The 13,833-nt window shown below is 40.4% G+C and carries 13 protein-coding genes and 1 tRNA gene; 5 read left to right on the top strand and 9 right to left on the bottom strand.

Translation table 11 applies throughout. The annotated features are described in order from the left end of the window. Positions 1-10 precede the first annotated feature (10 nt). The 9 genes from EAL87_RS03330 to der all read right to left on the bottom strand — a co-directional run bounded on the left by EAL87_RS03330 (position 11) and on the right by der (position 8,534). Positions 11-748 carry a hypothetical protein gene (locus EAL87_RS03330; protein ID WP_120912975.1) on the bottom strand — a complete coding sequence of 246 codons (738 nt, stop codon included), beginning with the start codon at positions 746-748 and terminating at the stop codon, positions 11-13. Then, positions 748-2,025, bottom strand: coding sequence for a bifunctional phosphopantothenoylcysteine decarboxylase/phosphopantothenate--cysteine ligase CoaBC (gene coaBC, locus EAL87_RS03325; protein ID WP_120912974.1), 1,278 nt, complete (start codon positions 2,023-2,025; stop codon positions 748-750). Before coaBC ends, EAL87_RS03330 begins: the two co-directional genes overlap by 1 nt. After that, positions 2,022-3,005, bottom strand: a complete 984-nt coding sequence (gene pseB, locus EAL87_RS03320) for a UDP-N-acetylglucosamine 4,6-dehydratase (inverting) (RefSeq protein WP_162972578.1) — start codon at positions 3,003-3,005, stop codon at positions 2,022-2,024. Before pseB ends, coaBC begins: the two co-directional genes overlap by 4 nt. Positions 3,006-3,026: 21 nt before the next feature. Next, entirely contained in the window at positions 3,027-4,790 is a 1,764-nt protein-coding gene (locus EAL87_RS03315; RefSeq protein ID WP_120912972.1) for an OmpP1/FadL family transporter, read from the bottom strand. Continuing rightward, positions 4,787-5,404, bottom strand: coding sequence for an HP0838 family lipoprotein (locus EAL87_RS03310; protein WP_120912971.1), 618 nt, complete (start codon positions 5,402-5,404; stop codon positions 4,787-4,789). Before EAL87_RS03310 ends, EAL87_RS03315 begins: the two co-directional genes overlap by 4 nt. A gap of 19 nt (positions 5,405-5,423) precedes the next feature. Then, positions 5,424-6,029, bottom strand: coding sequence for an LPP20 family lipoprotein (locus tag EAL87_RS03305; RefSeq protein ID WP_120912970.1), 606 nt, complete (start codon positions 6,027-6,029; stop codon positions 5,424-5,426). A gap of 562 nt (positions 6,030-6,591) precedes the next feature. Continuing rightward, positions 6,592-6,668: transfer RNA gene (locus EAL87_RS03300), tRNA-Arg, on the bottom strand. Positions 6,669-6,719: 51 nt separating this feature from the next. Beyond that, the gene (locus tag EAL87_RS03295; protein ID WP_001029061.1) at positions 6,720-7,004 is read right to left on the bottom strand and encodes an HU family DNA-binding protein; all 285 of its coding nucleotides are present in this window, start codon (positions 7,002-7,004) and stop codon (positions 6,720-6,722) included. A 141-nt stretch (positions 7,005-7,145) separates the two neighbouring features. Continuing rightward, on the bottom strand, positions 7,146-8,534 hold the full coding sequence (gene der / locus EAL87_RS03290; protein ID WP_120912969.1) for a ribosome biogenesis GTPase Der: 1,389 nt from the start codon (positions 8,532-8,534) through the stop codon (positions 7,146-7,148). A 76-nt stretch (positions 8,535-8,610) separates the two neighbouring features. Here der and EAL87_RS03285 point away from each other — a divergent pair, with 76 nt between their 5' ends. The 5 genes from EAL87_RS03285 (at position 8,611) to guaB (ending at position 13,831) form a co-directional block, all read left to right on the top strand. Continuing rightward, positions 8,611-9,498 carry a hypothetical protein gene (locus EAL87_RS03285; RefSeq protein ID WP_120912968.1) on the top strand — a complete coding sequence of 296 codons (888 nt, stop codon included), beginning with the start codon at positions 8,611-8,613 and terminating at the stop codon, positions 9,496-9,498. Positions 9,499-9,576: 78 nt separating this feature from the next. Next, positions 9,577-10,365, top strand: a complete 789-nt coding sequence (locus EAL87_RS03280; RefSeq protein WP_120912967.1) for a spermidine synthase — start codon at positions 9,577-9,579, stop codon at positions 10,363-10,365. Position 10,366: 1 nt separating this feature from the next. Continuing rightward, entirely contained in the window at positions 10,367-10,957 is a 591-nt protein-coding gene (gene coaE / locus EAL87_RS03275; RefSeq protein WP_120912966.1) for a dephospho-CoA kinase, read from the top strand. Positions 10,958-11,014: 57 nt separating this feature from the next. Beyond that, positions 11,015-12,376: an Asp-tRNA(Asn)/Glu-tRNA(Gln) amidotransferase subunit GatA gene (gatA, locus tag EAL87_RS03270; protein WP_120912965.1), complete on the top strand. Its 1,362-nt coding sequence runs from the start codon at positions 11,015-11,017 to the stop codon at positions 12,374-12,376. 9 nt (positions 12,377-12,385) lie between these two features. Then, on the top strand, positions 12,386-13,831 hold the full coding sequence (guaB, locus tag EAL87_RS03265) for an IMP dehydrogenase (protein WP_053575352.1): 1,446 nt from the start codon (positions 12,386-12,388) through the stop codon (positions 13,829-13,831). The last annotated feature ends 2 nt before the right edge of the window (positions 13,832-13,833 follow it).

The raw sequence follows: 13,833 nt of genomic DNA, 5'->3' as shown, positions 1-13,833 counted from the left end.
CCAAATTTTTCTACCCTAGCGTGTCCAATAAACGCTCTTCAAAGGCAAAAAGCATGGGGGTTTTTTCGCACACGATTTCCACAGAAGAAAAGCCTAAAAGGGTGTTTTGAGCCTCTTTTAAAACCTCTTTAGTCCTTTGGAGGGTGGTTTTTAAAAAAAGTTGTTTTTCTTTTTCTTTCAAGTAAATGATACCGCCAATTTCGCCCAAGTTAGGATACAGAGCGTAAAAATCAACGCTTTGTTTTTTGGCTTTCATCTGTAAAAAAGCTTTTTTGCGTTCGTTTTCAACCACAAAGCTTAAAACTTGCGATTGCAAGCTTAAAAGCATGTTGGCCGTATTCAAAAACTCTTGAGAGCTTTTAGCATGAATTAATTTTTCGCTCAAAAGTTCTTTGTATTCTTTTAAAGGGGTATTGTCTTTGGTACTCAATATTTCTTTTATTTTCTTCATTTCAATAGCGGGCAAATCGTTTAATGCGTCTAAGATTTTTGGGGCAGGCACTAAATTTTTAAGCACAATATCGCCCAGCCGATCTCTTTGCATAATCGCAAAATAAGGCTGATTGATTTTTAATTCCTGTTCGCTTTTGGTGGGGATAATTTTATTACCCACTTGCAAAAGAAAAAGATCTTTATCTTGTTTTTCTAAAACCTTTAAAAGAATGGGTAAGGCAGCGTTAAAGTGGTGCGCGGCGTTTTTGGAATGAAGAGCGTTAAGTTGGTTTAGGGCGTTTAGGGCTTCTAGCATTAAAGGGCGTTCTCTTTGATAAAATCAAGGATTTTAAAGCTCGCTTCTAATTTGTTCATAGAAGGGATTTTTTGGGTTTTTTTATGGCTAAAAAGCCACAATTCATTTTCTAATGATCCAAAAGGGCGTGAATCTTTAATGAGATTCAAAGCGGCCACAGAGCAACCCTTGCCGTTATCTTGAGAAGGTTTTAAAAGATTTTGTGCATTTTGCATGGCGTTTTGTTGATCATCTTCGGCTTTAAAACCGATTTTAACGAATTGGTTGGGATTGACAGAAGCCAGTAAATCCTTATTTTGAACGCATTCAATGTTTAGCGTTTCGCCGATTTCGCTTTTTTTAAGCTTATAATTAAAAGAAGTTTTAGGCACATAATCGCTAATGGCGGCTAAATTAAAGAGCAAGGGTTTTAAGGCATGTTTTTGCAGGTTGTTAGCGGCGTTATTTAAGGCGTTTTCATAAGAAGCGGTATCACTGACTAAAACGCTTGTGATTTCTTTAGGCAAGGGGGTAGGGAAGTTTGATGCAATCAAAGTTACTTTCGCACCCTTAAAATATAACGCCAAAGCCAAAGCGCTCGCTTGAATCCCGCTAGAAAGATTGCTAATAACTCTAACGCTGTCAATCTTTTCTATACTTGCGCCGCCCATGACTATGACTTCTCTGTTTTCAAAATAAGCGTCTTTTAAGAGCGTTTGAGTGGCTTTAAAAAGGATTTCTAAAGGCTCAGCCATCGCCCCATCGCCTTTAGTATCGCATGCTAAAAGGCCGTTTTGCGTGTCTAAAACAATATGATTGGAATCTTTCAAGCGTTTTAAATTACTTTGAATGATAGGGGAATTGAGCATGTTAGTGTTCATGCTGGGGGCTAGGATTTTAGGGGAAGCGCAAGCTAAAAAAGTCGCGCTTACGATATTATCCGCTAAAGCGTGAGCGATTTTAGACAGGCTGTTAGCGCTTAAAGGGGCAAAGATGAGTAAATCAGCATTAGCAGCGCATGCGATGTGGTTATGGTGCAATTTGTTTTGGTGGTTGTAATACCATTTTTCATTACGATCATGCAAGACTTTATGGTGGCTCAAAGCTTCAAAGCTTAAAGGCTTGATGAATTTTTTTGCACTCTCACTCATCACCACTTGAATACTGGCCCCGCTTTTAAACAACAAGCGCGTTAATTCCAGGGATTTATACGCCGCAATAGAGCCGCTCACAAGCAATAAAATGCGTTTGTTTTCTAACAATCTTAAGGGGTAAAATAAATCTTCTAAAAAATTCATAATAATTTCAATAAATCATCAGGCTCTAGCCACTGGTTATTAGTGTGGCTGCTGTATTCAAAATCGGGGGCGACTTTTTGGCCTTTTTCGTGGAGTCTGGTGAGCGTGTAATCTTTGGGCGTTTGGAAGCTTATAGTGGGCTGAATGATGAAAAAGTCTTCAAATTCTAGGGCCAAATGGCTTTCATCTTTAGGGATCATCACTTCATGGAGTTTTTCGCCCGGGCGAATCCCTATGATTTTAGTAGGAATATTGGGGGCTAGGGCTTTAGCGAGATCAGTCATTTTCATGCTAGGGATTTTAGGCACAAAAATTTCACCCCCATGCATTCTTTTCAAGCTTTTAAGCACAAAACAAACCCCCTCATCTAAAGTGATCCAAAATCGTGTCATGCGGATATCGGTAATGGGGATTTCACTCGCTTTGTTTTGGACTAATTTTTTAAAAAACGGCACCACGCTCCCACGACTCCCCACCACATTACCATAACGCACCACGCCAAATTGCGTTTGAGAAGAGCCTTTAAAGTTATTCGCGCTCACAAAGAGCTTGTCGCTGCACAATTTCGTTGCGCCGTAGAGGTTAATGGGGTTAGCGGCTTTATCGGTGCTTAGGGCGATGACCTGACTGATGGCGTTTTTTAAGCATGCGTTAATCACGTTGCTCGCTCCCATGATATTGGTTTTAATGCATTCTAGGGGGTTGTATTCAGCGATGGGCACATGCTTGAGCGCGGCCGCATGGATACAAATATCCACGCCCTCTAAAGCGTAATTCAAGCGCTCTAAATCCCTGACATCGCCGATAAAAAAACGCATCCTGGGATCATTAAATTCCATGGCCATTTCGCTTTGTTTCAATTCATCTCGGCTATAAACAATGATTTTTTTAGCGTTGGTGGTGTCTAAAACTTTACGAACAAAGCATTTGCCAAAACTCCCAGTGCCTCCGGTGATTAAAATCGTTTGGTTATCCAACATGTTTTGATTGTTTGGCATGTTTTACCAGCGATAGCCTAAGGAAGCGCTAAAGATTCTCAATTGCCCAATGTTTGGGGATTGATACAAACTGGAGCGGTTGCTCTTAAAGGTAAAACTCCCCGCCACGCCCAAATCAAAGCCTCTAAAGTTGTATTTCGTCCCAAAAGCCACGGTATAGCCATTAGAATCCGGAATGCCTATCGCATCTTGGGGGCTTGGGGCTTGGTCATAATCAAAAGCGCCCATTAAACGCAGGCTTTTACCCATGTAAGTTACCCCTAATCTAAAGGTGTTCGTGTCCCTCCAGCCAGCCCCCATGTTCATCACGCTTTTAAAATTCGCTAGGCCTACCATTTTTTTAAGCGTTTCAGAGTTTAGTGAAGCCACTGTTCCGCTTAAGCCCTTATAAGTAGCGTTCGCAAAATCAGGGGTTACTAAGAATTTATTCCCTTGACTCCAAAAGGTGCGCTCAAACACCCCCTCAATCCTTAGGCGATCTTTAAAAAATTGGTGGGCGTAGGCCAGGCTAAGGGTTTGGGGGAGTGAAACATTGATATTCAAACTGCCTTTAGTCAACACGCTCCCTAAAGAAGGGCCAAGCTCTGTGATAGCTACTAAACCGCCCTGCATGTTAAAGGTAACCGAAGAATTATACACCACCGAAAACATCCCATGATCAAAGACGCGTAAACTCGAACCCACTCTATAGCCCCCCGATATGCCTTGCCCGTTAGATTTTTGCACGACTTGAGTCGTGCCGTAAAGATTCGCGCTCGCTTTCACCAAGCCGCTATAACCCATGATTTTTTTCAAGCCGTTGTAAAACTCTTGACAGCTTTGATCGCTCATATCCCCACCGGCTTTTTGGCAATTAAGCGCCGGCTGGTAGCCAATATTGCCCAATAAAGTCATCATGTTGCTTGGCACTTGATCGGCAAAAACATTGTTGGGTAGATTTAAAATTTGCTCCGCGCTCAAAACCGAAGCGCCTTCTAAAGGCACATAAACGGTGTTATTAAAGCTCCCGGTCGCATAAAGTCCCCTTAAACCCACCCCCACAGAAAAGCGCTTATTAACAGTGTAACTCATGCTAGGGGCAAGCTCCACCATCATGATGAAAACGTCATGCAAAAATTCCCCCCCTTTACCGTTCCATTTCATGCCCAACCCGCTAGGAGCGGTGAAACTCCCCCCAAAAGTGAAGCCGTTATGCGTGCGTGTTTTATAAAAGAATTTGGGTAAAACGAAATTAGTCGTCCCTGTCCAGCCATTCACGATTTGAGTGTCAGGATTTGAAGCGAGCGTTACAACTTTTTGATTGGTTAGATTCATCAGCCCTTGAACACGACTGATTGCTTGTGGTAAGCCATTGGTAGCGGCCGTATTGCCAAGCGCTTTAAGGATATTGCCAAGCCCTATAGTGTTGATGATGCCTAAAATATTTTGTTGGCTTTTATCAATTTCTAAACTCGTTACCGAATACAAGCCTTGATTAGTCGTAGGGACTTTAAAGCTAAAGGCCGGGATATTGATCACGGTGGTGGTCATTTCAAATTCGCTTCTGTTTTCACCCCAATCGTTAGTGAAGCCCATATTCGCCGGGTTATAAAAGGAAGCGTCAGCGCCCCTAGCCCCAGCGACATAAGCCGAGCCTAAAGCCGTGCCATTCAGGCTTTGCTCTTGGATTTTAAAGCCATTGGCATAAGAAAGCAAGGGCAGGCTCAGAGCGATTAAATGGCGTTTTTTGAGCTTTTTAAAATAACAGAATGAGGAAAAGTTTTTCATTGAAGCTCGCTATCAGCGTTTTCATTGTCTTCTAAATCTTGTAAAGAAGGCTCATAGGGTTCAATCCTAATGGCAATTTTTTGCGTCAAATTTTGGAAAGAAATCAGGCCATTTTTTCTTTCATAAAGGATAATTTCCCCGCTTTTTTGAAACCTTTGGATCACGTATTCAGGAGTTAGGTGGCGCTTGCCCAAACCTTTAAAAATATCCCTCCCTAAAACAATATCATCAAACAAATCCCCATAGCTCACCTTACCAAACAAATCCCTTGCAGCAATCCATTTAGCCGAACATTTTTGGCTAAAACAAATGTTTCGTTTAGTCATATAAATATCGCCCACTCTTTGGCTGAGCTTATAAAGGGTTACTTCAATATTATGGTCTTTATCGGTTTTAATCGTGCCGTAATCATAAAAGCGAAAAACCGGCGTGTTGATATAAATGAGCCTGAATTGGCGTAAGGCATTCAAAGTCTCTTCTCTTTTTTTATAGGCTTCTTCTTGTCTGATCTGCTCCTTAGTTTTGGGGGTTTGCTTAGAAAAAGGGTGCTTAGAGCAAGAGACAAAAAAAAGCGTCATGAAAAATAATAAAAAAGCGCTTTTAAAATACCGCATGATTATAGAGTAAGAGGGTTTATCCTCTCGCTCCGCTCAAAATGCGATACCAAATCCTGCCGTCTAATTTAAGCTCCATGCTCACTTGACACAAGCCGTCTTTATAGATGGTCTCAGTGATTTCAGCGTTACGAATGAGGGCGTTGACTCTCGTTTTAATCACGGAATTTTGCAAAACCATGTCTTTGACGGTGTCTTGAGCGTTCACTCTAATACCATACATTTTTTCACCTAGTTGGCGGTAGCCATCAACAATGGCCGCTCGCTTGGCCAAAGCCAAGGCTTGAGAGGGCGAAATGGTGGATTCTGGAGCCACACCCATGCCCACCGCATTCAGTTCAATGACATTATTAGGCGTGAGAATGGGGGTGTTAGGGATAGCGTTAGTGGGGTTAGAACTAATGATAGGCTGATCGTTATTCTCAATGCGAGGGCTTGGGAGAGGCTGAATGCTCTTTCTAGGGGTGAAATTGGTTGGGGGATAAATGGGGGCTTGCAAGCCGTTAGCTGAAGGGGGGATTAACTGGGCGTTAGTGTTACGCTTTTTAAAGAGACTGCAACCACTCATCAAAAGAGCGGCAACGAGCAATGAATTGATACCAAAAAAGGCAGAGTGCAAACGCATGGGCATTTTCCTTAAAATGAGTTCATCAAGGCTATTATATCATTTTTGAAGGGATTTGTCATGCGGATATTCTTAATAATCTTATAAGGTTAGTGGGTTTTAATTTAAATTCTAGGGGATTATGATTTGTTTTTGGCTTTCCTAAAATTTTAAATAGGGATAACTCAATTTTTAAAAAAGGGGATTTTAATGGCTTGATTTTATCGTTTTAAGATTTTATTTTACGATAAAACCCATTTTTTAAGTTTGATTTTTAAACCCATTTTCTTAAATAGGATAAGGGGTATTTTGAAAAATCCTCCCTTACAACCCCCCAACTAAAACCCCTTAAAGAGCGCTTTTTAAGAGGTTATCGCTTGTTTTTTGAAAGATCTTTTTAATTGTAAAAAATGCTTTGAATATTTTTTAAATAAGATGAAAAATAAAATATTTTTTTGAGTGCTTTTTAAGGATAAGGTTAAATTTTTAAGTTCTTTTAATTACCTTATTTCAATTACCTTATTTCATCAAAAACACAAACAACGACTATTTTAAATCCCTATGATAGTAAAAATAATGCGAGTGGTGTCCTTGGCGGGATTCGAACCCACGACCTTACGATTAGGAATCATACGCTCTATCCAGCTGAGCTACAAGGACATAAGAAAGCAAGAAGCTTTATTGATAAGCCCCTTGCTGAGTGGATCAGACTTACTTGCCTTCTTCAACTTTTTGTTTAAGGATTTTGCCGGGTTTGAATTTAGGTACTCGTTTGTCTTCGGTTTTATAAGTTTTATCGCTTCCTGGAACTTTACCTTCTTTGCCTTTTTGCTCTGCGGTTTCAAATTTGCCAAAACCAATCAATTCCACGCTCTCACCCTTGCTTAAAGCTGTTTCTACCGCCAGAGTAAAGGCGTTGATCGCTTCTTCAGCTTCTCTTTTGCTGTTGTATTTACCCGCTTCTTTAACCAAATCAATAAATTCCGCTTTGTTCATGTGGATAACCCCTTTTCTAATAGATGCCAAAACCAAGCGATTCAACCGCTTAGCCTGACTGATTGAGCGGTAATTATAATCAAATCCTAAAGATAAATCAAGCAAAAACGCTTTTTTAAGGGGGTTTAATGCATAAAAAATTTAATTTTGTTGAGCGCTCTTTTTATCTTTAGCGTTAAGGATTAAAGGCGTGCCTAAAAAATTAAATTCTTTCCTTAAGGTGTTAATCAAATAGCGTTTGTAACTGAAATGCAAGGCTTTAGGGCGATTCATTATAAGAGAGATTTGAGGGGGTTTGGTGGCAAATTGCGTGGCGTAATACACTTTCACTAATTTCCCGCCATCGCTTGGCAAGGGGTGTTTTTGGGTGGCTTGAGAAATCACGCTATTGAGTGAGCTTGTGGGAATGCGTTTGGAAAAACACTCATAGACTTCTATGATTTTATGCTTGATCTCATCTATATGACGCGCTTTTAAGCAGCTGGTTGTGATCACAGGGGCGTATTCCAAAAAGCGGAATTTCCTTTTTAAGGTTGCCATGATCTCTTCATAAGGGGCGTAGCGGATGTCCCATTTGTTTAAAATGAGAATGATGCCTAAAGAGTGTTTATCCGCTAAAGAGCTGATCTTTTCGTCTAATTCCACAAAAGGAGCGCTCACATCTAAAACTAAAAGCGCGATGTGGGATTTTTCTAAGGCTTTTTGCGTGCGTTCTAGCGCGTATTTTTCAATGCCTAAGATTTTACCCCTATGCCTGATGCCAGCGGTATCCACGAAGCAGATTTTTTGATCGCCTATTAGAATGGTTTCATCTATGGGGTCAATGGTCGTGCCAGCCACGCTAGAGACAAGACTCCTTTCTTTTTTTGTGAGCGCGTTTAAAAGCGAACTTTTGCCCACATTCACCCTCCCAATGATGCCTACTTGAATGATTTCTTCTTCTTTAGTTTCTTCTAAAGCGTTATTAGGGGTTTCTAGGCTTTCTAAAATATCCGCATCCAAATCTTGCTCTATGATTTGGTTTAAATTCAGCACATTCAACACCGCATCAATTAATGCGCTAATGCCCCTATTGTGCGAAACGGAGATGTTAAAACTCCTTGGAATGCCAAAAGAAGAAAACGCATAAGCTCGCTCTTTTTCTTTGTCGTTATCAATTTTATTGATCACTAAAAAGCAGTTAGGGTTGATCTTAAAAACCTCTCTAAAAAGCTTGATGTCTTCATCGCTAGGGATAGACTTGCCATCCACAACATATAAAATCAAATCGCTCGTTTGAGCGGCTTTTAAATTAAGGGCTTTGATTTCTTTAGACAAAAGAGCGTCTTTAGCCATGCCCCCTGTGTCTAACAATTCCACTTCATGGCCGTTCAATGCGATTTTTCGTTTGTTAATGTCTCGTGTCGTGCCTGCAAAATCTGAAGTGATAGCGATCCTTTCTCTAGCCAGGCGGTTAAATAGTGAGCTTTTCCCCACATTAGGTTGGCCTAAAATCGCAATGGTTTTTAAAGTTTTAGGGCTTGTATTCATCTTTTTTATCGCTTCAATTTAATCAAAATTAGATTACAATATTATAGTTATTTAAAGCTTAAATAAGGGTCTAGTATTGTTTTTAGTCAAAAAAATAAGCGTGGCAATAATGATTTTAATAGGCTTTTTAGCTTGCTCGCAAGAGAGGTTTATTAAGTTGCAAAAAAAAGCCCAAGAGCAAGAAAATGACGGCTCTAAACGCCCCAGCTATGTGGATTCGGATTATGAAGTCTTTAGCGAAACGATTTTTTTACAAAACATGGTGTATCAGCCTATAGAGAAAAGAAACGCTTTTTTCCAACTAACCAACGACGAAGACAATGACCCTAAAGAAACTCCTTTGATTTTATTGAATGAGCCAAGCGATAATAATGAAAAAAACCCGCCCTTATACCCAAATGATCCGCATAACAACGCTAACAATGCCAATAATGATACAAAAAACCCATTCCTTTACAAGCCTAAAAGAAAAACAAAAAATCCAAAACTCATTGAATATTCCCAACAAAATTTCTACCCCCTAAAAAATGGGGATATTATGATGAGTAAAGAAGGGGATCAATGGTTGGTAGAAATCAAATCCAAAGCCTTGAAGCGTTTTTTAAAAGATCAAAACGATAAAGATCGCCAGATCCAAACTTTCACTTTTAATGACACTAAAACGCAAATCGCGCAATTTAAGGGCAAGATTTCTTCGTATGTTTATACCACCAATAACAGCGATTTGAGTTTGAGGCCTTTTTATGAATCGTTTTTGTTAGAAAAAAAGAGCGATGATCTTTATACGATAGGGGATAAGGCTTTAGATACGATTGAGGTTTCAAAGTGTCAAATGGTGTTAAAAAAGCATTCAACCGATAAATTAGACAGCCAGCATAAAGCCATCAGTATTGATTTGGACTTTAAAAAAGAACGCTTTAAGAGCGATACGGAACTCTTTTTAGAATGTCTTAAGGAAAGTTAAGGCTTTTATTACAATAATTTAGATTTTTTGGGTAGCATATAAATTAAATATTACAAAGTGATGAGAGAGAGAATGTCAATGTGGATCACCCAAGAAATCACGCCGTATTTGCGTAAAGAATACACCATAGAAGCGAAATTATTAGACGTTAGAAGCGAGCATAATATCTTAGAGATTTTTAAATCTAAGGATTTTGGCGAGATTGCGATGCTTAATTGCCAGTTGCTGTTCAAGAATTTTTTGCACATTGAAAGCGAGTTGCTCGCTCATATGGGGGGTTGCACTAAAAAGGAGCTTAAAGAGGTTTTAATCGTGGATGGGTTTGATTTGGAATTAGCCCACCAGCTTTTTAAATACGACACGCATATAGATTTTGTGCAAGCAGATGAAAAGATATTAGATAGTTTTATTAGTTTTTTCCCCCATTTCCATGAAGTGAAAAACAATAAGAATTTCACGCACGCTAAACAACTTTTAGATTTAGACATTAAAAAATACGATTTGATTCTTTGCTTGCAAGAGCCGGATATTCATAAAATGGATGGTTTAAAAAGAATGCTTAAAGAAGATGGCGTGTTTATTTCGGTGGCCAAACACCCACTATTAGAGCATGTGAGCATGCAAAACGCCCTTAAAAACATGGGCGGAGTTTTTTCTGTTGTCATGCCTTTTGTAGCGCCTTTAAGGATTTTGAGCAATAAGGGTTATATTTACGCTTCTTTTAAAACCCACCCCTTAAAAGATTTAATGACGCCAAAAATAGAAGCGCTAAAAAGCGTGAGGTATTATAACGAAGACATTCATAGGGCTGCATTCGCTTTGCCTAAAAATTTACAAGAAGTCTTTAAAGACAATATCAAATCTTAAAATGGTTTTAAAAAACGCTATCGCTCTCACAGGGGGGATAGGCACCGGTAAAAGCACCACCATTAAAATATTGGAATCGCAAGGCTATAAAATTTTAGATGCGGATAAGATCGCCCACCAATTATTGCAAGAGCATCGGTTAAAAATCGCCCAACATTTTGGATCAGATATTTTAGAAAAAGATATTCTTAACAGGAAAAAACTTGGCACGATCGTGTTTCAAAACGCTCATGAGTTAAAATGGCTAGAGGATTTTTTGCACCCCTTGATCCGTGAAAGCATGCTTAAAAAAGCCTATGAATTAGAAAAAAATCATCAAGCGTATTTTTTAGACATCCCTTTGTTTTTTGAAGTGGGGGGAAAAGAGCACTACCCTGTGAGTAAAGTGGTTTTAATCTATGCGCCTAGGGCTTTACAAATTGAGCGCCTTTTAGAGCGAGACAAACTCAAAGAAACTGAAATTTTGCAGCGCTTAAGTTGCCAAATGGATATAGAGCAGAAACGCGCCATGAGCGATTATGTTATAGACAACAGCTCCAGTTTAAAAGATTTGAATAAGCGAGTTGAACGCTTTTTAAAAACGCTCTTATAAGCTCGTTTTATATGTAAGCATGTTAAACTACCATTAAATTTTTTGTAAGGCTAAAACATGATCACTTTAAAACAAGCCCTTTCTTTATCCCAAGATGAATTAGAAACCCTTAAAAACGAAATTGACGCTAAGGTTAGAGCTTCAGATTTGAACGCTTATATTAAAGCCCCTAGCCTTAATGGCGCTAGCGCTAAAGGGGTGCCGATCCTTATTAAAGACAATATCAGCGTGAAGGGGTGGGAAATCACTTGCTCCAGCAAGATTTTAGAAGGCTATGTCGCTCCTTATCATGCGAGCGTGATGGAAAACTTGCACCAAAACAGCATGGCAGGGTTTGGGCTTTCTAATATGGACGAGTTTGCGATGGGAAGCACTACGGAGTCTAGTTGTTATGGGATCACTAAAAACCCACGAGATAAAAACAGAGTGCCTGGAGGGAGTAGCGGAGGGAGCGCAGCAGCCGTGGCGGGCGGCTTAGCGGTGGCGGCTTTAGGGAGCGATACGGGCGGGTCTATCAGGCAGCCGGCGAGCTATTGCGGGTGCGTGGGGTTAAAGCCCACTTATGGGAGGGTGAGCCGTTATGGTTTGATCGCGTATTGCTCTAGTTTTGATCAAATCGGGCCTATCACGCAAAATGTAGAAGACGCTTCTATTTTATTTGACGCAATTAGTGGGTATGATAGCAAGGACTCCACGAGCGCGAATCTCAAACCCACGCAAACCTTTAAAAACCTTAACAGAGATAAACGCTTTAAAATCGCTACCTTAAGGGATCACATTAAAGACGCGAGCCATGAAGTGCAACTCGCTTATGAAAACACCCTTAAAGCCTTGAAAGAAATGGGGCATGAGATTGTGGAAAAAAAGATGTTGGATTCGCATTATCAAATCTCTATCTATTATATTATCAGCATGGCTGAAGCGAGTTCGAATCTGGCCAGATTTGATGGGGTGCGTTATGGGAGGAGGGCTGAAAATATTAAAGATTTGAAAGAATTGTATCTCAAAAGCCGCAGTGAAGGTTTTGGCGATGAGGTGAAACGGCGCATCATGCTAGGGAATTTTGTCTTAAGCAGCGGGTATTATGACGCTTATTATTTGAAAGCCCAGCAAATGCGTTTGATGGTTAAAGAGCAATACAACAAGATTTTTGAAGAAGTGGATTTGATTTTCACCCCTGTAGCTCCTACGACCGCCCACTTGTTCAATTACCATGCAAGCCCTTTAGAAATGTATTTGAGCGATATTTACACGATTGGGGCGAATTTGAGCGGTTTGCCGGCGCTTTCTTTACCGGTCGCTAAAGATCCTTTAGGCTTGCCCATAGGGATGCAATTCATTGCTAAGGCTTTTGATGAGCAAAGCCTTTTAGATGTTTCTTACGCTTTAGAACAAGAATTAGATTTAAAATTAGATTAAGGATAGAAAATGAGAATTTTACAAAGGGCTTTGACTTTTGAAGACGTGTTGATGGTACCTAGAAAATCTAGCGTTTTACCTAAAGATGTGAGCTTAAAATCTCGCCTAACTAAAAACATTCGTTTGAATATCCCCTTTATTAGCGCGGCTATGGATACGGTTACAGAGCATAAAACCGCTATCGCTATGGCGCGCCTTGGGGGTATTGGCATCGTGCATAAAAACATGGATATTCAAACGCAAGTCAAAGAAATCACTAAAGTTAAAAAAAGCGAGAGCGGGGTGATTAATGATCCTATTTTTATCCATGCACACAGGACGCTAGCGGACGCTAAAGTCATAACGGATAATTACAAGATTTCAGGCGTGCCTGTGGTAGATGATAAGGGGTTGTTGATCGGGATTTTAACCAACAGAGATGTGCGCTTTGAAACCGATTTGAGTAAAAAAGTGGGCGATGTGATGACTAAAATGCCTTTAGTTACCGCTCATGTAGGCATTAGTTTGGATGAAGCGAGCGATTTGATGCACAAGCATAAGATTGAAAAATTGCCCATTGTGGATAAAGATAATGTTTTAAAAGGCTTGATCACGATTAAGGACATTCAAAAACGCATTGAATACCCTGAGGCTAATAAAGATGATTTTGGGAGGTTGAGAGTGGGGGCGGCTATTGGAGTGGGGCAGTTGGATAGGGCTGAAATGTTAGTTAAAGCGGGGGTGGATGCGTTGGTGTTAGACAGCGCGCATGGGCATTCGGCGAACATTTTACACACTTTAGAAGAGATTAAAAAAAGCTTGGTGGTGGATGTGATTGTGGGGAATGTAGTAACTAAAGAAGCCACAAGCGATTTGATTAGCGCGGGAGCGGACGCTGTTAAAGTGGGTATTGGGCCAGGAAGCATTTGCACCACTAGGATTGTGGCTGGAGTGGGAATGCCCCAAGTGAGCGCGATTGATAATTGCGTGGAAGTGGCGTCTAAATTTGATATTCCTGTGATTGCAGATGGAGGGATCCGCTATTCAGGCGATGTGGCTAAGGCTTTGGCTTTGGGGGCATCAAGCGTGATGATAGGCTCTTTACTCGCTGGCACAGAAGAATCTCCAGGGGATTTTATGATTTATCAAGGGAGGCAATATAAAAGCTATAGGGGCATGGGCAGCATTGGGGCTATGACAAAGGGGAGTTCTGATAGGTATTTTCAAGAGGGTGTAGCGAGTGAAAAGCTAGTCCCAGAAGGCATTGAGGGGCGTGTGCCTTATCGTGGTAAGGTTTCGGATATGATTTTCCAATTAGTAGGGGGCGTGCGCTCTTCTATGGGGTATCAGGGGGCGAAGAATATTTTGGAATTGTATCAAAACGCTGAATTTGTAGAAATCACTAGCGCGGGGTTAAAAGAAAGCCATGTGCATGGCGTGGATATTACTAAAGAAGCCCCTAATTATTATGGGTGAAT

Origin of the sequence: Helicobacter pylori (assembly GCF_003636935.1) — a bacterium.
Taxonomy (GTDB): domain Bacteria; phylum Campylobacterota; class Campylobacteria; order Campylobacterales; family Helicobacteraceae; genus Helicobacter; species Helicobacter pylori_CH.
This window is presented reverse-complemented; position numbering and strand designations above follow the sequence as displayed.

What these genes read in the sequence shown, in the direction of transcription:
- coaE (WP_120912966.1), top strand. Translation starts at nt 10,367, where the DNA reads ATGGTTTTAAAAAACGCTATCGCTCTCACAGGGGGGATAGGCACCGGT.
- guaB (WP_053575352.1), top strand. Translation starts at nt 12,386, where the DNA reads ATGAGAATTTTACAAAGGGCTTTGACTTTTGAAGACGTGTTGATGGTA.
- EAL87_RS03295 (WP_001029061.1), bottom strand. Translation starts at nt 7,004, where the DNA reads ATGAACAAAGCGGAATTTATTGATTTGGTTAAAGAAGCGGGTAAATAC.
- EAL87_RS03280 (WP_120912967.1), top strand. Translation starts at nt 9,577, where the DNA reads ATGTGGATCACCCAAGAAATCACGCCGTATTTGCGTAAAGAATACACC.
- EAL87_RS03330 (WP_120912975.1), bottom strand. Translation starts at nt 748, where the DNA reads ATGCTAGAAGCCCTAAACGCCCTAAACCAACTTAACGCTCTTCATTCC.
- EAL87_RS03315 (WP_120912972.1), bottom strand. Translation starts at nt 4,790, where the DNA reads ATGAAAAACTTTTCCTCATTCTGTTATTTTAAAAAGCTCAAAAAACGC.
- coaBC (WP_120912974.1), bottom strand. Translation starts at nt 2,025, where the DNA reads ATGAATTTTTTAGAAGATTTATTTTACCCCTTAAGATTGTTAGAAAAC.
- gatA (WP_120912965.1), top strand. Translation starts at nt 11,015, where the DNA reads ATGATCACTTTAAAACAAGCCCTTTCTTTATCCCAAGATGAATTAGAA.
- EAL87_RS03310 (WP_120912971.1), bottom strand. Translation starts at nt 5,404, where the DNA reads ATGCGGTATTTTAAAAGCGCTTTTTTATTATTTTTCATGACGCTTTTT.
- EAL87_RS03305 (WP_120912970.1), bottom strand. Translation starts at nt 6,029, where the DNA reads ATGCGTTTGCACTCTGCCTTTTTTGGTATCAATTCATTGCTCGTTGCC.
- der (WP_120912969.1), bottom strand. Translation starts at nt 8,534, where the DNA reads ATGAATACAAGCCCTAAAACTTTAAAAACCATTGCGATTTTAGGCCAA.
- pseB (WP_162972578.1), bottom strand. Translation starts at nt 3,005, where the DNA reads ATGTTGGATAACCAAACGATTTTAATCACCGGAGGCACTGGGAGTTTT.